Source organism: Clostridium sp. Marseille-Q5894 (genome assembly GCF_946902305.1).
In the GTDB taxonomy this organism is placed as follows: Bacteria; Bacillota_I; Bacilli_A; order Erysipelotrichales; family Coprobacillaceae; genus Thomasclavelia.
The window spans coordinates 121,567-146,215 of record NZ_CAMPPT010000003.1 but is presented as its reverse complement, the minus strand read 5'-3'; the positions used below and the strand labels follow the sequence as shown (position 1 = coordinate 146,215).

Below are 24,649 nucleotides of genomic sequence, written 5' to 3'. Positions count from 1 at the left end.
ACTAATATTATATCCTTTTTGCGTTTATAGATTGAATTTGATAAAAATAAAAATTCTGTTTCTATAAGTATGAAGTTTTACTTTTACACAAAGTTGGTTTGATGACTATCGAAGTTTGCATTTTGTGCTTCGATAGTCATATTTTTTATTTTACCTGTTCAAATTGAAAATTTGAACATATAGACTTAAGTCAGTTGAGCATACGAAGTATGCGAAATAAAAAACCACCTGCTATGCGGGTGGAGCAATAAAGAAGTTATACAAAGATATCACCTTTCCGATATAATGGAGTTGTTCAAGCTGTCATTATAAGAAAGGAAAGGTGATTAAGTATGGCACAAAAAACAAATTCATTGGCACATACGAAGTGGATGTGTAAATATCACATCGTCTTCACATCAAAGTATAGACGAAAAGTGATATATAATCAACTTAGAAATGATATAAGAGAAATAATAATAAGATTATGTCAATATAAAGGGGTGGAAATTATAGAGGGGCATTTGATGTCAGATCATGTACACATGTTGGTAATGATACCACCAAAGTTAAGTGTATCATCATTTATGGGGTATTTGAAAGGTAAGTCAGCATTAATGATATTTGATCGACATGCAAATTTGAAATATAAATATGGAAATAGACATTTTTGGTCAGAAGGATATTATGTGAGTACAGTAGGACTAAATGATCAAACAGTCGCAAAATATATAAGGGAACAAGAGGGACATGATATAGCAATGGATAAATTGAGTGTAAAAGAATATCAAAATCCATTTGAAGATAAAGAAATGAAGAAAGAAAAGAAAAAAGAGAGAAGAAGATAACAAAAGGAGAAAGGAGGAAATAAATCCCTTTGAGGGATGGCGAGAGTCAAAAGCGATAGCTTGAACGAAGAGAAAGCAGCGCCTTGAGACGCGAGCAAGCAACATAGGCTTATAGCCTCAGAGAAAACCACGTCTTTTAGGCGTGGTTTTTATTTGAAAGGTGTAATTTAAAATTTTGAAAAAACTCTTGATTTTAATGATGTAGATATATATAATATGATGATTTAATATAAATGTTAAATGGGTAAATGGAGAGAAAGGAGGAGAAAAAATGTATCATTTTGAATATGTTTCTAAAAATAAAATTGCCCCCAAAAAAAGACAACTTATCGAATTGATTGGTTTGGTGCAGAAAGAAATTCGAGGTAAATTCACATTCCAATATAAATTTGTTGGTAGCGTAGAAAGAAATATGGTAACTTACGATGTGCAAAGTAATATCGGATTTGATTTTGACGTAAACATTATGGTAAATGACAATGATGAAGAATATAGTGCAGAAAAAATTAAACATATACTTATGAAAGCATTCGATAAATTTGCAAAGAAATATCATTATGATTTTTGTGAAGATAGTACACGGGTATTTACTATAAAAGTAAAAGATAAACACAATTCCCGAATACTATACAGTTGCGATTTTGCAATAGTAAATAATTATGGTGTTTGTCAGCAGCAATATATTAGATTTAATAAAAAATCAAAAACATACACTTGGGAGGAACAGCCCGACGGATTTTATCATCTTCAAGAAAAAATAAAATTTTGTAAGAAAAATTCTTTATGGCCTGAAGTTAGAAATACATATATAAAAAAGAAAAATTTCAATACCGATAAAAATAAAAAATCGAGATCTATTTTTGCTGATACAATACATCAAGTTAGCCAACAAAATGGATACTATGATGAATAAGTAAAAAAGGTAATTAACAAATTATTCAAAACATGGGTTGTTCTAAGGCAACTATCAACGAAAAAATACAGAAAAAGAAACATGAAGATGTACTCTTATTCATAGTTTTAGTTGCTTTAATCATTATTGATATGTTTGGATTTATTATTTTTATCCTTATAGTCTTTTGGTGCAAAGATAAAATAGTATAAAGAGATACTTGGAAGGAGTTTGCAAAAATTTTCAATTTTCAATGATTTTATAGGACCTTATTAAATTCCTATAAGATGTGATGAATACATATAAAATTTGAATATCAAATATTAATTATATGATAAAGATTTATATAAATTTTATTATATTAATAACAAATAATTGATATTAATATAATAAAAAAGGGCGCAACTGGGAGAGGTTTAGTTGCGCCTATTACTAATTATAGACCAAATTATTAATATTATACAATATCATAAAAGTCCTAAATAGGTTAAAAAGTCCTTTTGTAAAATGAAAGTAAAAATATATAGTGTTTAAATTTGTTGAAAACATGATAATTGAATATAAGTCATTAATATGTTATTATTTGATAAATTAACGCACAAATATGTCTTAGATGATTAGCAAAAGTGTTTTGATATAATGGAGGTAATTATGAGTGGAAGTAAAGTTAGAATAATGGCTCAAGGAGCAATGTTAGCATCGTTATTTGGCGTATTAGGAATTATTAATATCTATACTGGTAGTTTTTTTGATATAATTTTTGCTTATATAATGGTTTTGGGATTAACTTACTACACTTATTTATATGGTTATAAAGCTGGATCAAGTGTTTTAGCTGTAACTTTTGTAGTATTATTTTTAGTTGGTGAAATGTTTTTTGCATTTTATGCAACTGCTACATTAAGCATGGGAGTATTTTATGGTTATAGTTTAAAAAGTAAAAAAACGAAGCGTTTTTCTAAATATGGGTTAATGATTATTTCAGCAGTTAAAAATTTCTTGATTTTCTTTTTATTGGGAGGTCTTTTAGGAATCAATGTTTATCAAGAAGGTTTAGAGATATATAGTGATATTATTGGAATGATTCCATATTTAAAAAATATCTTTACGCCAAAAATTACATTTGTTTTATTATGGCTATTTATGTTTGTTTGTGAGTCATATGTTATTAGAGTGTATTCAGATATATTAATAAGTAAGTTAATGAAAAGAAAATTGAATTAAGGTATAATAAAATTGTTGACAGGATGGTGAGGAAAATGACGGTAAAGATGGCACGACTTAGAAATGGAATTATGATCTTATTGCTGATTGAATTGGTTATTGGAATGTTAGGTTATATCTTTTTTTCAAGTAGAACATCTTTAGTGTTGGCGATATATATTTTTGTTAAAAACATTATTATTTTTGGATTACTTTTTTATGCAACTAGTTTGGTTACAGAAAATAATTTAAGTGTTAGTGAGATTTTGAATGATGAGGCTAAAAATGCGTTTATTTTTGGAGGAATTGGATTAATTAAATATGACGAAAATAGAAATATTTCATGGATAAGTGATCTATTTACAGAAATGAAAATAAATATCGTAGGTAAAAAGTTATTAGAGTGGCAACCGTTATTAGCATCGTTATTTGAAGATGATGATATAAAAATTATTGATATTAATTCGCGAAAGTATGAAGTATATAATAGTAAAGAAAATAGAATCCTTTATCTTAAAGATGTCAGTGATTATGTTGGAATTTCAAAAGAATTTGAAGATCAACAAATTTGTGTGGCCTATATCACCATTGATAATTATGATGAATCGATTGAACAGGCAGATGAACAGACAGCAGCTTCGATTCAATCGACAACAAGACAAATAATTATTGATTGGGCTAAAGAAAATGGTGTAGTTTTAAAAAGATATAAAAGCGATGGATATATAGCCGTCTTTAATGAACGTACTTATCGAAAGCAGGTAGAAGATAAATTTAAGCTATTAGATTATTTTAAGGAACAGGCAGAACAGTTAGGCCAAGTAATGACATTATCGATTGGAATAGGACGTGGCAGCAACATTTTGTGTGAATTAGATGAATTAGCTTTTTCAGCCTTATCATTGGCCTATTCTCGAGGTGGCGATCAGGTTACCGTGAAATCTAACGATGAACCAATTCGTTATTTTGGTGGTAATAGTGAAAGTTATGAAAAATCTAGTATGATTAGAGCCCGGGTTATTGCCCAAACATTATCAACAATAATAAAACAGTCAGACAATGTACTTATCATGGGGCATAAGCAATCGGACTTTGATTCTTTCGGTGCTTCTATTGCAATGTATGCGATGTGTAAGGCTTATGAAAAGAAAGTATCGATCATTATTAATTATGATTCTTTAGAAGAAAAAACTAAAGTAATTGCAACAAGTCTTAGAGATGATGAAAGATATCGCGGAGTATTCGTATCACCACTAAGAGCTCAAGAGTTGTGTCAGGCTAATACTCTATTAGTGATCGTAGATAATCATAAGCCATCTTTAGCGATCGATTATAATATTTTAGATTTAGTAAAAAATAAAGTAGTTATCGATCATCATCGTCGGGGTGAAGAATTTATTGAATTACCATTACTGACATATCTAGAACCTGCTGCTTCGTCAACAGTTGAGCTGATTGTTGAATTATTTGAATATCAAAAAGAAAAAATCAGTGTAACTGAACGAGAAGCAACAATTATGTATACTGGAATGTTAATTGATACAAATTATTTTAGAACAAGAGTCGGAACAAGAACTTTTCAAGCTGCAGCAAAATTAAAAGAACTGCAGGCAAATGTTAGTGAAGCATATAAGTATTTAGAGGATGATTATGATACAACTTTAACGAAATTATCAATTACGCAAACTGCATATCGCTATGGAAATGATATCTTGATTGCTTTTGGCAGGTCTGATAAAATCTATAGCAGAACTTTATTAGCTAAAGCGGGTAATGAACTGTTAGGAATTAGCGGCGTAAAGGCAGTCTTTATAGTTGGAAAAACTGGTAAGGAGGAAGTTTCGATCAGTGCGCGTAGTACAAGAGATATAAATGTTCAGTTAATTATGGAAAAACTTGGTGGTGGCGGGCATTTTTCGATGGCTGCCTGTCAATTAAGAACAGAAGAAGTTACAAGAGCGATAAATTTATTAGAAGAAGCGATAAATACATATTTAGATGAAAGGAAGAGTGAATAATGAAAGTTATTTTATTACAAGATGTAAAGAAATTAGGAAAAAAAGGAGATGTAGTTAAGGTTGCAGATGGCTATGGACAAAATTTTTTAATTAAAAATAAATTAGCTGTTTTAGAAACTAATACAAGCCGTAAAATTGTTGAACATGAAAAAGAAGTAGCTCATCAACTAGATTTAGAAAATCAAGCAAAGGCTAGAGAACTAGCAAAACAAATAGAGTCAGTGACTCTTGAATTTACTTTGAAATCAGGTAAAGATGGAAAAACATTTGGAAGTGTTTCAACTAAACAAATAGTAGAACAGCTAAGAGATAAATATGATATTAAAATTGATAAAAGAAAGTTTGTTGATGCTCATCCAATTGGAGCACTAGGATATACGAAGTTGAAAGTTGAGTTATATAAGGGAATAATTGCAACAATAAATGTTCATCTAAAAGAACAGTAGGAGAATAGTATGGCAAATCGAGAGTATCCTCATGATATTGAAGCAGAAAGATCATTGCTTGGGGCGATGTTAATATCGAAGGATAAATGCATTGACATTTTAAATAAGACTAATGAAGATGATTTTTATGATAATAATCATCAAACTATTTTTAAAGCAATGGCTGCTATTAATGATGATAATACACCAGTAGATGTTACTACCGTAACATCTTATCTTATGGATCATAATCAATTAGATAAAGTCGGTGGTGTAGACTATTTATTTCGTTTAAGCGAATCTGTTCCTACTGTAGCTCATAGTGATTACTATTTAAAAATATTGCATAACAAAGCAATACTTAGACGAATCATTAAAGAAACTACTAAGATTGCTGAAAGTGCTTATGATGATGTAGAGAACATAGATGTTTTTATTGACGAAACAGAGAAAACGATTTTACAAGTTACTCAAGATCGTAGCGCTGGTGAATTTAGAGAAATTCGTAGTGTTATCAAAAGTGTCACAGATCGCTTAAATTTATTGCAAAAGATCGATGGAAATATTTCTGGTGTTAGATCAGGATTTCGTGATCTTGATAGAATTACTTCAGGTTTTCAAAAAGGTGATTTAATTATTTTGGCAGCACGTCCAGCGATGGGAAAAACAGCTTTTGCTTTGAATATTGCTCATAACGCCGCATATAAAGCCGATGAACCAGTTGCTATTTTCTCATTAGAAATGCCAGCTGAACAATTAGTTCAGCGTATTATTTGCTCTATGGGAAGTATCGAAGGTTCTTCAATGCGTACCGGAGAAATTTTAAAAACTAATGCTAATAAATATTATGCTGCTGCAGAACGTGTTTCTAAATGTAATTTATATATTGATGATAGTCCAGGAATTAAAATCAATGATATTGTTGCAAAAAGTCGAAAATTAAAAACGGAGCATGGTTTAAAAATGATCGTAATCGATTATTTACAATTAATTACTTCATCTTCAAAAAATCGTGAAAGTAGACAACAGGAAGTTTCTGAAATTTCTAGAACGTTAAAAGCGTTGGCAAGAGAATTAGAAGTTCCGATTATTTCGCTTTCACAATTATCACGTTCAGTGGAACAACGTCCTAATAAGCGTCCGATGATGTCAGATTTAAGAGAATCAGGAGCAATCGAACAAGATGCTGATATAGTTTCGTTTATTTATCGTGAAGATTATTATAAAGATCCTAGTGAAGGTGAAGATAATGGATTGACAGAAATAATCATTGCAAAACATCGAAATGGGGCTACAGGAGAAGTCAATTTAGCGTTTGAAAAAAACTATAGCCGTTTTTCGGATTTAGCCCAAGTAGGACCAGATGGCACTAGTGAGGGTGTTCGTGATCTTAGAAGCTAGAAGGAGGGCTTAGATGTATCATCAATATCGTGAAGGCTGGCTAGAAGTAATTTGTGGTTGTATGTTTGCAGGTAAAACAGAAGAGTTGATTCGTAGAATAAATGTATTAAGTTATGCTAAAATGAAGATTATTGTTTTTAAACCTCGGATAGATGATCGTTATTCAGCTATAGAAATTGTGTCTCATTCAGGAATTAAAGTACCATGTTTAGTAATTAACAAAGCTGCGGAAATATTAAAAGAGATAAAAGCAGACACACAAGTTGTTGTTATTGATGAAGTTCAGTTTTTTGATGCTGATATTGTGGATATTTGTGAATATCTTGCAGATAAAGGGATAAGAGTCATTGTTGCGGGATTGGATAAAGATTTTAGAGGAGAACCTTTCGGAGTGATGCCACAATTACTTACAAGAGCTGAGTTTGTTACTAAGTTAACAGCTGTGTGTACTAAGTGTGGTGCTCCTGCAACCAGAACCCAACGATTGGTTAATGGAAAACCAGCATCTTTCAATGATTCGATTGTACTAGTAGGTGCAGTTGAGCATTATGAGCCAAGATGTAGACATTGTCACGAAGTTTTTGATAAACCAAATAAATTTTAATGCGATGTTTATGGTTATTATTTTTAAACATTTAAATTGATAAAATATGAAAAAATGAATATTTTATTAAAAAGTGATTGTAACTACCTATAAGGATTAAAACAGATCAAAACGCAAAAATGTACGAGATAATCGTACATTTTTTGTATAATTAACAAATTATAATTAAATTACCATTAGATTTTTCAGTTTCTTATGACATATACCTATGAATAACATTTCAAGAACAAGAGTATTGTAGAAAGAATCAATCTTACAAAATATCTTGATTTTTTTAACTGAAATATATACGAGTATGATGGATGAATATATCATTTTAGGAAAATGTTTTCATAAGAGAATATGAAGAATTATATAGATTTGACAATCGCTTTAAATAATACTATCTTTTATGCCCTTTGAAATATTTATTAAAGATAATTTGACTATGACAATTGATGATATTTTTATCGAAATCAATAAAATAATGGAAGAAATTATCTCAAAAATACTATATTAGGACATTTAAAAATTCATAAATCTGATTAAAAGTTTAAACAGATATTTCTGTAGGGAAGGAGTCGATGTTTACTATTCATTGATCAAAGAAACAAAGTTTTCCCCTATAAAAGATTTTAGTCAGATAACCTCATTGTGTCTAAAAAGATTTTTTATGCAATAATACCTCGAAAACTAATTAATATAAAATGATTTATCAAAAATTCATCTATAAAACAGAAAAAGAAGCTATAACGCTTCTAAATAATAAATCTAAAAATTACTTATTTCCGTTACAGCCCTTTTCATCATTGTTTATTAAATATTTTCTCTTTTCTTTTTACTATAGATTAAACCTAATACACTTAATCCAGCTATATTCATTAACATTCCTAGTGATACATCATCTCCTGTTTTTACACTTGCTGTTGTATCTCCTAGATTTATAGGAGTTATATCTGAATTAGCTACTAATCCCGCCATTGCTTTTGTTAGAGCATCTTTGGCATTGTCCACCTCTGTTTGACTTGCTTCTGGATCATTGAATACTGCTTTGGCCTCATTCAATGTATCATTCATCACTTTCCATGATGCTGCTGTATAATTTGCTTCACTTAATCCATTAGCTTGATTGATTAAACTGCTTAATAAGTCTTTATTTGGTTTTAGTCTTAAGTTTAAGAACGCTTTTACTAATTCACTATATACTTCATCAACTTCATCTTGCATTGCATTAACATCAACCAATACATCATTTGCTATATCTAATGCTGGTAACATTGCATGCCATGATGATTCAATATATTTGCTTTCATCTAAACCGTTGATTTGATCTACTTGTTTTTGTAATGCTGTTTTATCGCCTTTAAAGAATTCTAACATCTGCATTACATTTGCTAGTCGATCAAAGGCGTTATTTACTTCTTCCTGAGTAGCTTTTTCATTACTGTATACTGCTTTAGCATTTTCTAATGCTTTATTGAATTCAGTTACTACAGCTGGTACGACATTTTCTAAATCAGCAACTTCTGCCATATCAATAGCAATTTGTAATGCTTGTTTATCTACTTCTTCAATATTTATTAATACTAGATTATCAATCGCTTCTTGAAGTTCTATAACAGCTAAATCAATTGTTTCCTGATTTGAAGCGTTTTCTAAAATTTCAATTGCTTCTTGTAATGCTAATGATAATACCTTCCAACTATCAGTTACATAATCACTTTCTTGAAGTTTTTTTGCTTCATTGATCAAAGCTATTAAAATATCTTTATTTAAAGAAACTTCTTTAACAGACGTTGCTATTTCATAGAATAACGGATTACTTCCATCTTCCCAACTAATTTTAAATCTTTCAGCACTACCCATTGTAGCAAAATCAATACTCATATAAGCATCACTACCTTGGAACAACTCTTCCCACACGCCATTAAATAAACCTTCAACTTTAATTTTTGATTTGTTATCTTTCAAAATATTTAATGTTGTTGCATTTAGTGTATTAACATTATTATACTCTAGTTTTCCTGCGCTATTAGAGCCACTGAATTTAGTAGTTAAATTCTTATCAATAGCTGTTTCTGCCTGTTTATTATCTAATATTGGAATTTGTGTATCACTATTTAATTGATTAATTTCAATTTCATTAATTTTTAACCAAGTACTTGAGTCTTTAGTAACTGTAACTTTAATATAGCGTGCTGTTTCATTTTCTAAAACAATTAGATTTTCTGTTTTTTCGCCAATTATTCCTATTTCTTTCCAATCAATTCCGTTAGATGAAATTTCTACAACTCCTTCTTTCATAACGTCACCGGATACCATAACAACATTAATATCTTTTATTGGATATTCTTTCTTTAAATCTAACACATAATTTTGCCCGACTTTTTGATCACGTGTCCAAATTAGTGTATCGCGATTATCATCAATTAGATCATTTGGTGATCCTGACCAAATGACTAAATCATCACTTTTTGTAACTTCAATTTGATCTTCAATAGTTACTATTTCGGATCCAACTGTTTTTAAATATTCAAAATCTCCATTGAAATTTTCACCAGTTTTGTTTATTAAACGAATATATTTAGCCACAAACTTTTCACCTTCAAATGGTAACCAGTCATGTTTATTGATCGAATACTCTAATTTTAAATCATTTAATTCAGCATTTGCTACTAAATCTGTAAATTCTTGTGCTCTTTCAAATTGAATTCCTATATATTCTCCATTAGCCAACATAAAATTATCAATGTGACCAATCTCCACAATACTTTTTTCCTCTATGACATCGATTTTTTGATATTTGTCACTATTAGTAAATATAACTTTATCTATTGGATCAACTCTAAATTCACGCACTTTTACATTTTTATTACATCCTTTTTCAACATAATAACGTATAAATCTTGCTGAAAAGTTATTACTATTCAGTATTTTGTTATTATTATTAGTAGTATCAATATCAGTCCATTGGATACCATTATTAGAAATTTGAATCTTATAATCACTTGCTACATCTTGATCTCGTGCATCTTTACCAATCAAAATTTCTAATTTATTAACTTTGATCGTTGCTCCTAAATCTACACCAAACCATTTTCCAGCAACTTCTTTTTGATCAAATGTAACATATGAATTTATATCTCCATCAATCATTTTATCCAAATCCATCATTACAAAGTTACCATTTCGATAATTGGTAACTGTTCTCAATACTATATGTTCATTCATTTGATTATTGATAGTATTTTCTAAAACATCCTGCATTTCATAAATAAATGGTAACAATACTCTTCTTCCAGACCATTGTCCCCCAATATTTCCAAGTTTATCTTGGCATTCCAAAAAGTTTTGGTGTACATTTGCAATTGTAACTGCTTCATTAATATCATGAGTACTTAAATAAAGTATATTATTTAAAGTCAATTGTCCTGCTTCTACAACTTTTAACAAATTATTTACCCATGGATTAATTTGACTAACTAATTCTGGATTTCCCTTATATTCATTCAATAATAAACATGCTTCTTCAATTTTATTAAATTCTTCAATTAAATTATTTACTTCTGTTTCAATATTTTCACCAGAATAATATTTTTCTCTAAAAACATTAAGTGATTCAATTAAATATTCTGATTCAACTGCTATATCCTGTAACTCTGCAACTGATTGATTATTATTAGCAGCAAACAATTTAAATGCCTCTGCATATTCTTTTTCAGGAATAATATATTCAACAGCTTTATTCCAACTTTCCTCTTTATCAAAATCAGCAATATTCCAACCATAATCCGCAATACTAAATAATGAGAATTTAGAAGCCTGAGCTTGTAACATTGGATTAGAAACCAATCCATTCATTTTACCCATTTCATTACTTAATCCAACTGTTTGTCCGACTAATAATTGACTACCCATGCCTAAATCATTCACTGGATAATTCCACCAGATGTAGGCTGGTCGATTTATTTTTGATTCGATATATTCCATCATAGAAGGATTTACTTCTGAAATAACACTATCTCCAGTCCACATAATTTGAACATCTTGATCAAATTGAGCAAGTAAATCTAAATAATTACCACTTACTCTTGTTTTACAATACTGTTCTGGACAAATAATTAAATCTTTAACTCCCGTACGTTTGTGAATATATTCACGATTCACTTTATTTACAAATTCAACTAAATATGTACTATCAGTGTAAGCATCATCATAAAAAATACCAAATTGTCTTACTCCTATATTATACAACTGATCAAACTTATTTATTAATGCATCAAAGTCACTTTGAGAGCCCATATCAATATTTCCACCAACATGAGCTGTCCAAACTAATTCTACATTATTCTCTTTACCTTTAGTTACTAATTCCTTAATTTCATTAATATTATTTTCTGGATATAAATCACGCCACTTATTACGATGATATGCATCCGATTTTGCTCCATATACATATGTATTCATTTTAAGAGGACCCATAAAAGCTAATAAGTCTAATCTTTCTTTATGTGTATATTGGCCATAAAAACCTTCTACGATCCCTCTAAACTTTGTATCTGGTGAATCAATAATAGTTACATCTTTTAAACTTTCATTTGATGAAGCTAGCATTTGTTTTAATGTAAAAACACCATCAAATGTTCCAGAAACGTCGTTTCCAACAATGGCAACAATATTATCTTGAGCACATACTTTTAAAACATATCCATCAGCAGTTCCTGCAATTGAACTATCATCAACTTTTCCTGCTAAATATTGGTCTGCTAAATCACCTTGATCTTTTATACCTAAATAAATATTTAATGCGTCGTCACTTTTTTCATCGCTAAAAATAACTTCGATTTGATATTCTTTAAATAAATTAATTAAATAATTAGAAATACTTTCATCCATTCCAGGATACATTACAACATTTATTTTATCATTTATTTTTAAAACATCGTTCCCATAATTCATTTGCTGTACTAGGGGATAAATACTATAATCGCCACTTTGTAATGATTTAACTTCAAATGCATAACTTTCGTTTTGACTATATCCATCCTTACTAGCTTCTACGATTAAAGTTCCTTTTTTCTCATTTGAATCACTATTGATCACTACAGTATCATCTTTAATAACGACTGCATCATTTTCACTCTTCCAAGAAAAATCTACTCCTAGTTCTTCATCATACAATGAGATTTTAAAATTACGATATATATTATGAGGAATACTCAATTTTGATAGAGCAGTTTTAACGTCACTTATCCTTTCTTCCTCAGTACCAATAATTCCAAATTCTCTTAATGATACACTTGGATAAGCACCACTAATTAACTTTTCAACTGTGATTTTAACATACCGATAATCTACCGCTTCATTTAATTTAATTGTTTGTTCTAAACCATATCCAGATTGATTATCATCAGATTGGTAAATCAATTCAAATACATTATTATCATTAGACCCCTCAATTTTAAATTGCCTGATTTTCTGAGCCTCACTATTTTCACTTGCAATATAAAATTCATCATAAACATAATTTTTTTCCAAATCAACGCATACCCATTGATTTGTACCATACGGATCAGTCCCCCAACATGTTGATAAATCCCCATCAACGACATTATTAGGAGAATGACTTGGGCTATCTTGATAACTTCCTACAACTGGTTTATTTAATGCAAAATTTACTCGATTCCCTGTTGCTTTAACATACAAGCCATTTGACAACACAGCTGTCAAAATAATAGCCGTTATTAAAAAAAACTTTAATGTTTGTTTAATTTTTTTCATTTCCCTTTCTCCTCTTCAATAAGCTATAATAGTTCCATTTTCCTCAATTAATTATTCCATTCCTTTAATCTCCATAATCTCATGATTATCAAAATAACTTTTTATTAACTTCTTTATTTCCCAAAATTTTTTAAAAGAAAACCTCTTTATTTTAACTTTCGTTATCTTTTAAAAATTATCATAAAGAGGTTTATCCTTTACTATTTATTAATATTTTCTCATTAATAAATATCTATAATTTAATTTTTGTCTTATTTCCGCTTTATAAATACACCTCCTAACCGTATTTATCCTATGGTCATGCCTATTTAAAGTAACATTCCAAATTAAATAAATGTATTTTATGAGAAGATTTTAACAAATCTGCTTTTTTTTAAATAGTCAAAAAAAATGTAAATCTATTGATAGTTAAAGGAAAAAGTGAGAAGACCTTTGCTATAAAAGGGTTTCTCACTTTTAAACTATCTTTGAATAATGGATAAATGTTATTTTATAGTAATATATTTTTTAATTAAGAGATATTTTACTATTTAATTTATGCGATATTTAAAAACATTACTACCTATTGCAGAATTAGTAGCTATAGAAAATTTAATTGATTTAGATGTAAATGAAGTGTTTGAAAATTTTAGTAATATGATAACAAGTATAAATATTGATGATACTATAAGTTTAGTTGTCTAGCTGTATTTATAATATTTGGATATTTAGTAATTAAGAAGAAAGAAGTATAAAACTAGAATAACAGAAGAGAATTTCAAGCAGATAATAACTAAAATCTTTTTTGATTTTGGATAAATGGTAAAGGGATAATTTATTTTCAATTATTTTTAATTTAAGAATTAATATTATATTTTAGAGCAGAAGAAATATAATTAGTAATCATTTTTACTACTTATTAACAAATGAAAGGTAGTGGGTTTGTGTCATTTATATTGATTTTTGACACTACCAAGTAAAATTGGAGGGAAAACGGATGAAATTATCAAAGATTTTTTTATGTTTAGCAATCACTTTGAATACATTTGCGTCAGTTAATGTATTAGCGATTGATTCACAAATTGGTGATGCTAGTACTAATTTAGCGTTAAATAAAAATGGTGTTGCTTCAAGCATTCAGGATTCTGGAACCCCAGAAAGTGAAGCGTTTGATGGAATTGTCAATGTAAGTAGCAATCGTTGGGCGACATTAGCGGGGAAAGATGCATCTAATATTGATGGATCTTGGATTTATGTTGATTTAGGGACAGCAAAAGAAGTAAATAAGTTTGTATTGAGTTGGGAATCACGTCCAAACAAATTTAAAATGCAGGTATCTAATGATTTAAATGATTGGCAGGATGTGGGTGAAGTTATTGATAACGGTTTTTATCTTGACGAAGAGGCTCTGTTTCCTGATAAAACAGCTGTAAACGTGATTGAATTAAGTGAAGCATTTACAGCTCGATATGTCAGAATGCAAGGGATACAAAGAAGAAGAGAAAAAATAATGATAATAATACAGGATATTCACTTTATGAATTTGAAGTTTATGGATCAGAATGGTCTGATGAAGCATATGTAAATGAATATTTAAACAAATTAACAGTTAAAGAAAGGGTTAACAAAGATTTTAATTTACCAGTTTTAGATACTGAATATGGTGTTACGATTAACTGGAAATCTGATAATAAAGCAGTTACAATTGATGAAAATGGTAAAGCTAAAATTATTAGAACAGAAAATGAACAAAAAGTTAAATTAACAGCTATAGTTACTCGGTTTGATGTTACTAAAGAAAAAACTTTTGATATTATAGTTGTTAGTAAGATTGGAAAAGAGTATGAACTTTATCCAACTCCTCAAAATATCATGTATGATGAAGGGGAATTGGAAATAAGTCAGGAAGTTAATCTTATTTTTGAAGATACTGTAAGTGAGATTACAAAAGATAATTATACTGATGTTTTGAATAAATTAGAAATCAAGTATGTTTTAGGTAATAATATTGATGAAAATAAGACAAATATTTTAGTTGGGATCAAGGATGATTACGGGATTGTTGATGAATACTATTATGGCATTGAATATAATACTGAAATTTCTACTGATAAAGATGAAGGTTATGTTTTAAATGTTGATGAAGAAAAGAATACGATTGCAATTCTTGGTAATGATGATGCTGGAGTTAAGTATGGTTCTTATACACTAGAAAGTTTAATTGAACAAGGTGAAGGAGTAGTTCAAGATTTAACAATTGAAGATGCTCCAGATGTTGAATATCGCGGTTTCATTGAAGGTTTTTATGGGGCTTGGTCTCATGAAAATAGAATGAGTTTAATTGAATTTGGGGGACGTTATAAGATGAATACTTATATATATGGTCCTAAGAATGATTCATACCATTATGGACAGTGGCGAGATTTATATCCAGATAATAAATTAGCTGAATTAAAAGAATTAGTTGATGCTGGAAAGAAATCGGGTGTTGAATTTGTTTGGGCTGCTCACGTTGGGGGACATACAGATTTATCTGATGCTGATATTGCATCTTTAGAAATCAAATTTGATCAGTTATATGATATTGGTGTTCGTCAATTTGCAATATTTTTTGATGATTCTTCAACTAATAATACACGCCTGGTTGAATATATGAATAAAATTCAAACCGAATATGTTGATAAAAAAGGTGATTGTAAACCACTTATTTTCTGCCCACAGTATTATCGAAAAGATGGGGCAAGTGAGAGTTACCTTCGCAATATTAGTAATTTTGATAAACGAATTCAAGTTATGTGGACAGGAGATCATGTTGTTTCGGAAATTACGCAAGCTTCAATCGATTGGATAACTAATCTGATTCAAAGACCAGTATATATTTGGTGGAATTGGCCAGTTAATGATTTGGGAAGATCTCATTTAATGCATCTAGGCCCATCTGAAGGATTAGAAAATAATCTTGAAAATATGAGTGGACTAACATCAAATCCAATGAATCAGGCTCAAGCAAGTAAAGTTAGTTTATATAGTGTGGCCGATTATACTTGGAACAGTAATGCTTATAATAGTAATGACAGTTGGAAAAGTGCTTTAAAACATATTATTACAGATGATGAAGATGCATCTAAGGCTTTTGAAATTTTTGCGCAGAACTGTGCAGCTGCGCCGATGTCATTCGCTCAAACCGATGAATCAGTTTATATGCAGGAAGATTTAAATGCTTTAAGGGAAAAATATGCTAAAGGTGAAGATTATGGCAAAGAGGTTGAAGTAGTAAAAGATCATTTCAAGGAACTCAAGGATGCTATTACAACATTGAAAGCCTATAAAGGCACTAATAATATTAGTAGTGAAATAAATCAATGGATGGATGTTGTTTATGATATTGCTGATGCTGGAATTTATGTTGTTGATTCTTTAACAACATATGACCAGGTTGATCAAAATAATAGCGATTCAATTAAAGCGGCAATGGATATTGTAACAACCGGAAAGGTGAAATTGGATAAATCAAATCAAGGTCATGGTGGTAAAAAGGCGGCGCAAAAAGTTCTTTATCCGTTTGTTGAAGATTTATTAACCGAAATGGAAGAAGATTTATATACAAAATTAAATATTCCTTCTACTATGAAAGGCTTTGGTACTGCAAAAAAAGATTATTCAAAAGCATTTGATGGTCAAATAAATACAAGCGTTGAAATAGGACAATATATTAATGGAGATTATTTTGGTGTAAATCTAGGCAAAGAAATGAATATTTCAAAAATCAAGATTATTATGCAAGAAAAAAAAGACAACAAACCTGCTTATTATAAGGAAGGTACGCTAGAATATTCATTGGATAATCAAAATTGGATTAAAATAAATGATTTTAATTCAGCTACAGTAGAAGCTGAAACAGACATAACAGCTCGTTATCTTCGTTATCGTGCTATAGCTGAACATGAAGATAGTGTAACAGGGGCTAATAATTCTAATGTTATTTTAAATGAAATCTTGATCAATCAAGATAAAGTTGTTACTTTATGTACTAATGATAATTATCTATCAGATTTAAATGTAATTAAAGATGAGAATATTATTAAAATCGATAGTGATACAAATATTGTTTTACAATCACAAAAATATATCAGAGCAACATTTGATCAATTAAAGAATTTAACTATGATTAGTTTGGATAATTCAGAGGTAACTGTAAAAGTATCAGATGATGGTTTAATTTGGAAGGAACAACCAATTAATGAATTAAAGAATATAACTGCTAAATATATAGAAATTTCTAATCATACTGATCATTCTCTTACAATTAGTAATATTGAAATCCGTTTAGCTGGAAGGTTAGCTTTAAAAGCAAGTCTTACAACTAATAGTGGGGACGTATGGAGTGGTAGTGCCAATAATTTAGTTGATGGTAATGAAAACACTACTTTATGGTTAAAACGTGGTGATAATGGTAATTCAGAATTAACTAGATATATTGATTTAGATTTACAGGGTATTACATCATTGAATGATATGGAAGTATTATATTCTAGTGATAATGTATTATATGGAAGAGTTGATGCTTCATTAGATGGTGAGCAATGGAAAACAATTTATAGTTTTGATAAGGTTGGAACCGAATATCAAAAAATTCAGTTTAATGGTGAACAAGCTAGATATTTACGTTTTTATATGTCTAATGGAAATTGGATTCAAATTAAAGAAATATATGTTAATCGTTTATTAGATGAGAATGTAAACTTTGTTGGTGGAGATATTAGTAATGTAGATAATATTTCAGATGGTGATATTTTTACAAGTGTAAATAACCAAGCTGGAAAGATTAATTTTAAAACTTTTAACCATCCAAATCCAGAACAATTTATCTTTTTAAAGGATAGTGATTCCATTGTTAATATTAAAGCGAAAGTTCAAAAAAAGGATACTGAATTAATTGAAGAATGGATTGATTTAGGAGACTATAAAGAAGTATACAATGTAATAAATTTAAATGGTTATAATGTAATTGAGATTGAAATGTCGTGGCAGGATAGTGCAGAGATTTTTGAAGCTTATTTTACTGGTCAGCAGATTGTTCAAAAAACTATTTTGAATGACTTAATTGAAAAGGCTCAGTTATTAGAACAAAGTGGAGCCTTAGATAATGTTTCTGAAGCAATAGCAACTTATTTTTACGATAATTTAATCAATGCCATTAATGTCAATTTAAGCTATGATGTTAATCAAAGCCAGGTTGATGTAGCGTATGAACAATTAACTGATGCAATAAGATTACTAGAACGTACTGTTGATAAAACCGAATTACAAGTATTATATGATGAATGTATAGCACTTCAAGAGGATGATTATACAGTAGAAAGCTGGATTAAATTTAAAGAGGCAATTTTTGATGTTAAAGCTGTTTTAGATAATGAAAATGTAACCCAAGAACAAATAGATAATGCTAAAACAGCTTTAATAAGTGCCAAAGATGCGTTAGTTAAAAAAGCAATTGAAACAGATAAATTAGCTTTACAAATTGCCATTGAAATGGCTAAAAAAGCCGACTTAGAAAATGTCGTACCAGCAGTAGTAACCGAATTCAATGAAGCTTTAACAAATGCAAGAGAAATATATGCAAAAACTAGTGCCACTCAAAGTGAAGTAGATAGTGCCTTTGATCGACTAGCAAAGGCAATGCAGATGTTAGAATTCTTTAAAGGAGATAAAACAGCATTACAAAAACAAGTAGATCAAATCAACAGTTTAGATGAAAGCAAATATATTGAAACATCATGGCATGCAATGTTACCAGCATTAGATAAAGCAAATGATGTATTAGCAGATGAAAATGCAATGCAAGGTGACGTAGATGAAGTATATAGTGAATTAGTAAAAGCGTTCTTAAACTTAAGACTAAAACCAAATAAAGACTTATTAAGTAGTTTAATCAATCAGGCTAATGGATTAAGTGAAGCAAATTATACAGCAGCATCATGGAAAGTGATGAATGATACATTGAATGAGGCCAAAGCAGTATTCAATGATCCAGAAGCAAGTCAAGCTGAGGTGGACAATGCTAAAGATGTTTTAACAAAAGCAATCGCTGGACTAGTAGCAGTTTCTGGAGAAATAGTGGATAATACTACAGCAAGTGTAAAAACTGGTGATATTGTATCTATGACTATACCTATGGTAGAAGTAGTATTAGCTAGTATTGTAATATATATTAATAAAAAAACAGGTATATTTAAAAATAAATAAAAGATGAAATATCTCATCTTTTCAGATTGGAGACAAAGTAGTAACTGTACATCTATGGTTCTTTCTTACTTTAGGGTAAACATTAAAAAAGAGATTTCTTAAATAATTATTAAATATGATCATTTTTTGAAATCTTTTCTTTTTTAATTACCCATTATCGAGTAAGAACCACATCTATGGTTACTACTTTTTTATGCATTTAATTTATCAACTATAAAATAAATGTAAAATTTATATACTTTTTTTTGATATAGGAATTTAGTTATGAAGTTGCTACAATTAAATTAGATAAGACCATTAAAAGCTTTTAGGAGCTCTTTTTGTTTTTAATTCTAGGAAGGAGTGATGGTGTCACATAATTATTAGTTTAGATTTTCAAAAATATTTTAAAAGGAGTTAAAGTTTATATGAGGAAAGGCTACAGAATTATTGCGTGCATGCTTGCTTTCTTTATGTGTTTGGGTGTTGTAACAGTTCCTACAACTTCATATGCATTAGAAGAAACTGCTAGCAATAAAAGGTATTTAATACCTAAACCATTAAGTGAGGAATACACTTATAAAGAATTTGAATTAAATAAAGATACAAAATTATTTGTTGATGTCGATGATGAAGAAGTTCAAGATGAGGTTTATAAAAATATTGGACAAGCATTAGAAACAAAATTAGAAACAAGTACAGGTTATGATTTGGTTTTAGCTAAAGGAAAACCTGCTGGAACAAATTATATTCAAATGAGTATTGTTGATGATGAAAATATGGGTAATGAAGGATATCAATTAAATACAACTGTTGAATACATTCAATTAAAAGCATACAAACCTGAAGGTTTATTTAATGCAATACAAACTTTACGTCAATTATTCCCTGCTCAAATTGAAAGTAAGGAAATTGTAAGTAATGTTGAATGGATTGTGCCAACATGTAATATTCAAGATAAACCAGAATACGAATACAGAGGAATGATGTTAGATGTTTCTCGTCACTTTTTTACAGTTGAACAAGTGAAACGTCAAATTGACTTGGCAGTACAATATAAAATGAATAAATTACATATGCATTTAAGCGATGACCAGGGATGGCGTATTGAAATCAAAGGTGAAGAATATGCTAACTTAACAGATTTAGGTGCTTCAACTTCTTGTACACACAATGGTGAAAGACCAGGGTTTTATACACAAGAAGATTTCAAAGAAATCGTAAGATATGCACAAGAAAGATATGTAGAAGTTATTCCAGAATTTGATATGCCAGGACATGCATGGGCAGCATTGGTTTCATTACCGATGTTAAACAGCACTGAAGATGGAAAACCGCATGCAGGGAACTATGACAATACAAAGCTATATCAAGGATGGGATGTCGGATGGGCATCATTGGAATGTCATAATGAAAATACATATAAATTTATAGAAGAAGTTATTAAACAGGTTTCAGCTATTTCACCATCAAAGTATTTCCATATTGGTGGAGATGAAGCACATTCAACATCAAATGAAGATTATAAATATTTCATGAACAGAGTTGCTGATATTGCTCAAAAATATGGAAAAACACCAATAGGATGGCAACATTTTGATAACGTTGTTGAAGATAAAGAAGGAACAATAACACAATTCTGGTCAACAGGAAATGCAAAGATGAATAGTGATGTGAAATATATTGCATCACCCGCAGACTATGCATATATTGATATGCAATATCCAAATGAATCAGAATTCGGATTAAGCTGGGCAGCAAAAATCAGTCCCCAAAGGGCATATAGCTGGGATCCAACAAACTATGGAACTAAAGATCAGATATTAGGAATTGAATGTCCGTTATGGGCAGAAACATTATCAAGCGATAGAGCTTGGGATTATATGATTTATCCACGTTTACCAGGTCATGCTGAAATTGGATGGACACCAAAAGAAAACAGAAACTGGGATGAGTATAAGACTCGTTTGATTAATCAAAGTGAACGTTGGGATATAGAAGGAATTCAATATAACAAAGATGAATCATTATGGCCTACACCATATGTACCACTAAATGCACAATGGGATTTTGACGAAGGAGAAGGAACAAGCATTATAGATAAAAGCGGAGAAAACATTGGGACAATACAAGGTGGTGTAAGCTGGAGTGAAGGTATTAATGGTAAAGCGTTAACATTTGATGGATCTGGATGTGTAGATTTAAATCATAAAGATTTACAAGGAAACTGGAGTGCTGGATTATGGGTAAAACGTGCGGCAAATAGTAGTACAAATACGGTTTTACTTTCTGGTGATGAAGGTGAAATCAAATTAGAACAATGGAAAAACACTAATAAAGTAGGAATTAGTAAATTTGGTGTAATTGATAGCACCTTTGAATATAGTGCGCCATTAGATGAATGGGTACATTTAATGTTTGTCTGCGATGAAACAGGGACATCTTTATATGTCAATGGTAAGTTCCAACAAAAGATTAGTTTAGTAATTGCAGGGCCGGCAAAAAGAATTGGGGCAAATGCTAAATCAGGTTTAGCAGATTCTGGAAATATGACTGGTTCATTGGATGAATTAAAGATTTTTAATGAGGCTTTAACAGAATCTCAAGTTAAAGAAATTTATGATGGAAAAGAAATAAGTGGCGATAAGACACTATTACAGGAATTAGTTGATTCTGTTGCTAAATATGTAGAAACAGATTATACAACTGAATCATGGGCAGTGTTTGCTCAGGCTTTAACTGCAGCAAATGTTTTATTAGAAAAGGAAGTGGCTTCAGTTAAAGATATTACAGAAGCATACAATTTATTAAATGCGGCAATTGAAGGTTTAGAATTAGTTGCTAAAGAAAATACGATTCGTATTGGTACATTTAATATTGCTGGTGGTACTCATCCAGATATTCCAGCAATGAATACAGTTTTAAGTCGTTTAAAACTTGATATCGTTGGTCTTCAAGAAGTTGATATGTTCACTTCTAGAAATAATTTTGATATGATGAAAAAATTTGAGGATTGTGGCCTTTATACAAACACATATTTTAAAAAAGCTATTGATTATGGTGGAGGAGAGTATGGAAATGGTGTTATTTCTACAATTCCATTTGATCAAACATCAGGTGAATCATTACCGGGGAAAGAGGGTATCGAAGGACGTTCTTATTTAAGAGTTGAATTTGTAAAAGAAGGACATAAGATTGCTTTCTATAACACACATTTATCATATGAAAATATGGAAATTCGTGAACAACAAATTGAAACATTAATTGAAGTTTTAAAGAACGATCCAACTGAATACAAAATTATTACAGGTGATTTTAATACCAGCAGTTCTATCAGTGAATTTTATCCTTTTTTAAAGGATTACAATATTGCAAATGGTAAAGACAATGTATGGTATAAAACAGCTCATTTAACTTCAGCTAATGCTAATGTGTCTCGTTGTATTGACAATATTATTACAACACGTAACTTAAAAGTTAATAGTGTTGAGGTTAATGTTAGTGATTTATCAGATCATGATTTACTTTATATTGAATGTGAATTCTTAGATCAGGAAGTACCATCACATCAATTATTAGACCTTCGTTTAGAAGAAGCACAAACATATAACGAAAGTGATTATACTATAAAGAGTTTCAAAGTATTAAAAGAAGCAATTGCTAATGCAAGTAAACTCCCTGAAAATGCTACACAAGCAGAAATTAATGAAGTTGTTAATGCTTTAGAAAATGGAATGAATCATTTGGTTAAAGTAAATTATAAGAGTATTATATCTGGTGAATCAGCAACTGCTGGAGATACATGGAACGATACGCGACAAAATCCAAACAATGTTATCAATCATAGTGGTCTGACAGGTATTGGTTTAGATGCAACTCATGATAACGATGGTAGTGCATTAACTATGTGGCATACTAAAAATGATCCAAGTGAAAAAGCATGGATTCAAATTGATTTAGGAAAAATTTGTAAGTTGGATGAAATGTGGATTTGGAATATGAATCAAAACAATTATTCTGATCGAGGATTTAGAGATGTTATGATTTTATATTCTGAAGATGGAACAACATGGAATGAATTAAGTCCAGATGAAAATATCAAGTTTAAAGAAGAGGTTTCTGCAGATTATCCATTCCAATTTGCTAAAGCAAGTGGAAATGCAGGACAAGTCGTTACAAACTTAAATGATGACAATAATTCTCCGGTTAAATTTAATGGAGTATCTGCTCGTTATGTAAAATTAGTTGCTAATCCTACTCCAGGTGTAGGATCTTGGGGATCAGTATACTTTGGTTTAAGTGAATTAATGTTTGTTGAAGTAGGTGCAGATAAAACATTATTAGATCAATTATACGCTACGTTAAGTGAAAAAGATCTTGATGAAACAATCTATACTGAAGAATCATGGAATGATTTTGTGGTTGTTTTAGATAATGCTGCAAAGGTATTGGATGATATCAATACCGATCAAGATACTATTGATTATGTCTATCAAGCATTAACAGATGCATTTGAAGGATTAGAAAAAAAGAATAATGAACCATCAGATGTTAATAAATCAGCCTTACAAATTGCTATTGAAATGGCTGAAAAAGCTGATTTAGAAAATGTCGTACCAGCAGTAGTAACCGAATTCAATGAAGCTTTAACAAATGCAAGAGAAATATATGCAAAAACTAGTGCCACTCAAAGTGAAGTAGATAGTGCTTTTGCTCGACTAGCAAATGCAATGCAGATGTTGGAATTCTATCAAGGTGACAAAACAGCATTACAAAAACAAGTAGATCAAATCAAAGGTTTAGATGAAAGCAAGTATATTGAATCATCATGGCATGCAATGTTACCAGCATTAGATAAAGCAAATGATGTATTAGCAGATGTTAATACGATGCAGGATGAAGTTGATGAAGTATATAGTGAATTAGTAAAAGCGTTCTTGAACTTAAGACTAAAACCAAATAAAGACTTATTAAACAGTTTAATCAATCAAGCTAATGGATTAAGTGAAGTAAATTATACAGTAGCATCATGGAAAGTGATGAATGATACATTGAATGAGGCCAAGGCAGTATTCAATGATCCAGAAGCAAGTCAAACAGAGGTGGACAATGCCAAAGATGCTCTAACAAAAGCAATGGCGGGATTAGTAGCTAATTCAGATATAACTTCTGTAAATCTAGGAGATACAACAGCAAGTGTAAAAACAGGAGATGATGTATCACTAGGAATGTTAATGAATATAGCTGGATTAAGTGTATTAGGTTTAATCTATAGTAAAAAGAAAAAAGAAAATATTTAAAAAAATGGATGTTAT

At 30.0% G+C, this 24,649-nt stretch carries 11 protein-coding genes; 10 read left to right on the top strand and 1 reads right to left on the bottom strand.

What is annotated here, in order from left to right; genetic code table 11:
• Positions 1 to 332: 332 nt before the first annotated feature.
• The 7 genes from tnpA to OC535_RS06295 all read left to right on the top strand — a co-directional run bounded on the left by tnpA (position 333) and on the right by OC535_RS06295 (position 7,370).
• Positions 333 to 827, top strand: a complete 495-nt coding sequence (gene tnpA, locus OC535_RS06325; RefSeq protein ID WP_498823422.1) for an IS200/IS605 family transposase — start codon at positions 333 to 335, stop codon at positions 825 to 827.
• A 271-nt stretch (positions 828 to 1,098) separates the two neighbouring features.
• A complete protein-coding gene (locus OC535_RS06320) occupies positions 1,099 to 1,740 on the top strand; it encodes a hypothetical protein (protein ID WP_227053093.1) in 642 nt (213 codons plus the stop codon).
• Positions 1,741 to 2,370: 630 nt separating this feature from the next.
• Positions 2,371 to 2,943: a DUF2232 domain-containing protein gene (locus OC535_RS06315; RefSeq protein ID WP_227053094.1), complete on the top strand. Its 573-nt coding sequence runs from the start codon at positions 2,371 to 2,373 to the stop codon at positions 2,941 to 2,943.
• Positions 2,944 to 2,978: 35 nt separating this feature from the next.
• Positions 2,979 to 4,940: a GGDEF domain-containing protein gene (locus OC535_RS06310; protein WP_227053095.1), complete on the top strand. Its 1,962-nt coding sequence runs from the start codon at positions 2,979 to 2,981 to the stop codon at positions 4,938 to 4,940.
• A complete protein-coding gene (rplI, locus tag OC535_RS06305; RefSeq protein ID WP_227053096.1) occupies positions 4,940 to 5,386 on the top strand; it encodes a 50S ribosomal protein L9 in 447 nt (148 codons plus the stop codon). The genes OC535_RS06310 and rplI overlap by 1 nt, the downstream gene beginning before the upstream one ends.
• Before the next feature lie 9 nt (positions 5,387 to 5,395).
• Entirely contained in the window at positions 5,396 to 6,766 is a 1,371-nt protein-coding gene (dnaB, locus tag OC535_RS06300; protein ID WP_227053097.1) for a replicative DNA helicase, read from the top strand.
• Positions 6,767 to 6,779: 13 nt separating this feature from the next.
• Entirely contained in the window at positions 6,780 to 7,370 is a 591-nt protein-coding gene (locus OC535_RS06295) for a thymidine kinase (protein WP_024721343.1), read from the top strand.
• 795 nt (positions 7,371 to 8,165) lie between these two features.
• Here OC535_RS06295 and OC535_RS06290 read toward each other — a convergent pair.
• Entirely contained in the window at positions 8,166 to 13,130 is a 4,965-nt protein-coding gene (locus OC535_RS06290; RefSeq protein WP_498823421.1) for a beta-N-acetylglucosaminidase domain-containing protein, read from the bottom strand.
• Positions 13,131 to 14,106: 976 nt separating this feature from the next.
• Here OC535_RS06290 and OC535_RS06285 point away from each other — a divergent pair.
• From OC535_RS06285 to OC535_RS06275, 3 genes are all read left to right on the top strand, one after another.
• Positions 14,107 to 14,694 (top strand): discoidin domain-containing protein, encoded by a 588-nt coding sequence (locus OC535_RS06285; protein ID WP_498823420.1) that lies wholly within the window; start codon positions 14,107 to 14,109, stop codon positions 14,692 to 14,694.
• The gene (locus tag OC535_RS06280) at positions 14,577 to 19,355 is read left to right on the top strand and encodes a beta-N-acetylglucosaminidase domain-containing protein (protein ID WP_498823488.1); all 4,779 of its coding nucleotides are present in this window, start codon (positions 14,577 to 14,579) and stop codon (positions 19,353 to 19,355) included. The genes OC535_RS06285 and OC535_RS06280 overlap by 118 nt, the downstream gene beginning before the upstream one ends.
• Positions 19,356 to 19,762: 407 nt before the next feature.
• Complete coding sequence (locus OC535_RS06275) at positions 19,763 to 24,634, top strand: family 20 glycosylhydrolase (protein ID WP_498823419.1); 4,872 nt, start codon at positions 19,763 to 19,765, stop codon at positions 24,632 to 24,634.
• Positions 24,635 to 24,649: the final 15 nt, after the last annotated feature.

What these genes read in the sequence shown, in the direction of transcription:
- OC535_RS06315 (WP_227053094.1), top strand. Translation starts at nt 2,371, where the DNA reads ATGAGTGGAAGTAAAGTTAGAATAATGGCTCAAGGAGCAATGTTAGCA.
- OC535_RS06275 (WP_498823419.1), top strand. Translation starts at nt 19,763, where the DNA reads ATGAGGAAAGGCTACAGAATTATTGCGTGCATGCTTGCTTTCTTTATG.
- OC535_RS06320 (WP_227053093.1), top strand. Translation starts at nt 1,099, where the DNA reads ATGTATCATTTTGAATATGTTTCTAAAAATAAAATTGCCCCCAAAAAA.
- OC535_RS06295 (WP_024721343.1), top strand. Translation starts at nt 6,780, where the DNA reads ATGTATCATCAATATCGTGAAGGCTGGCTAGAAGTAATTTGTGGTTGT.
- OC535_RS06285 (WP_498823420.1), top strand. Translation starts at nt 14,107, where the DNA reads ATGAAATTATCAAAGATTTTTTTATGTTTAGCAATCACTTTGAATACA.
- rplI (WP_227053096.1), top strand. Translation starts at nt 4,940, where the DNA reads ATGAAAGTTATTTTATTACAAGATGTAAAGAAATTAGGAAAAAAAGGA.
- tnpA (WP_498823422.1), top strand. Translation starts at nt 333, where the DNA reads ATGGCACAAAAAACAAATTCATTGGCACATACGAAGTGGATGTGTAAA.
- OC535_RS06290 (WP_498823421.1), bottom strand. Translation starts at nt 13,130, where the DNA reads ATGAAAAAAATTAAACAAACATTAAAGTTTTTTTTAATAACGGCTATT.
- dnaB (WP_227053097.1), top strand. Translation starts at nt 5,396, where the DNA reads ATGGCAAATCGAGAGTATCCTCATGATATTGAAGCAGAAAGATCATTG.
- OC535_RS06310 (WP_227053095.1), top strand. Translation starts at nt 2,979, where the DNA reads ATGACGGTAAAGATGGCACGACTTAGAAATGGAATTATGATCTTATTG.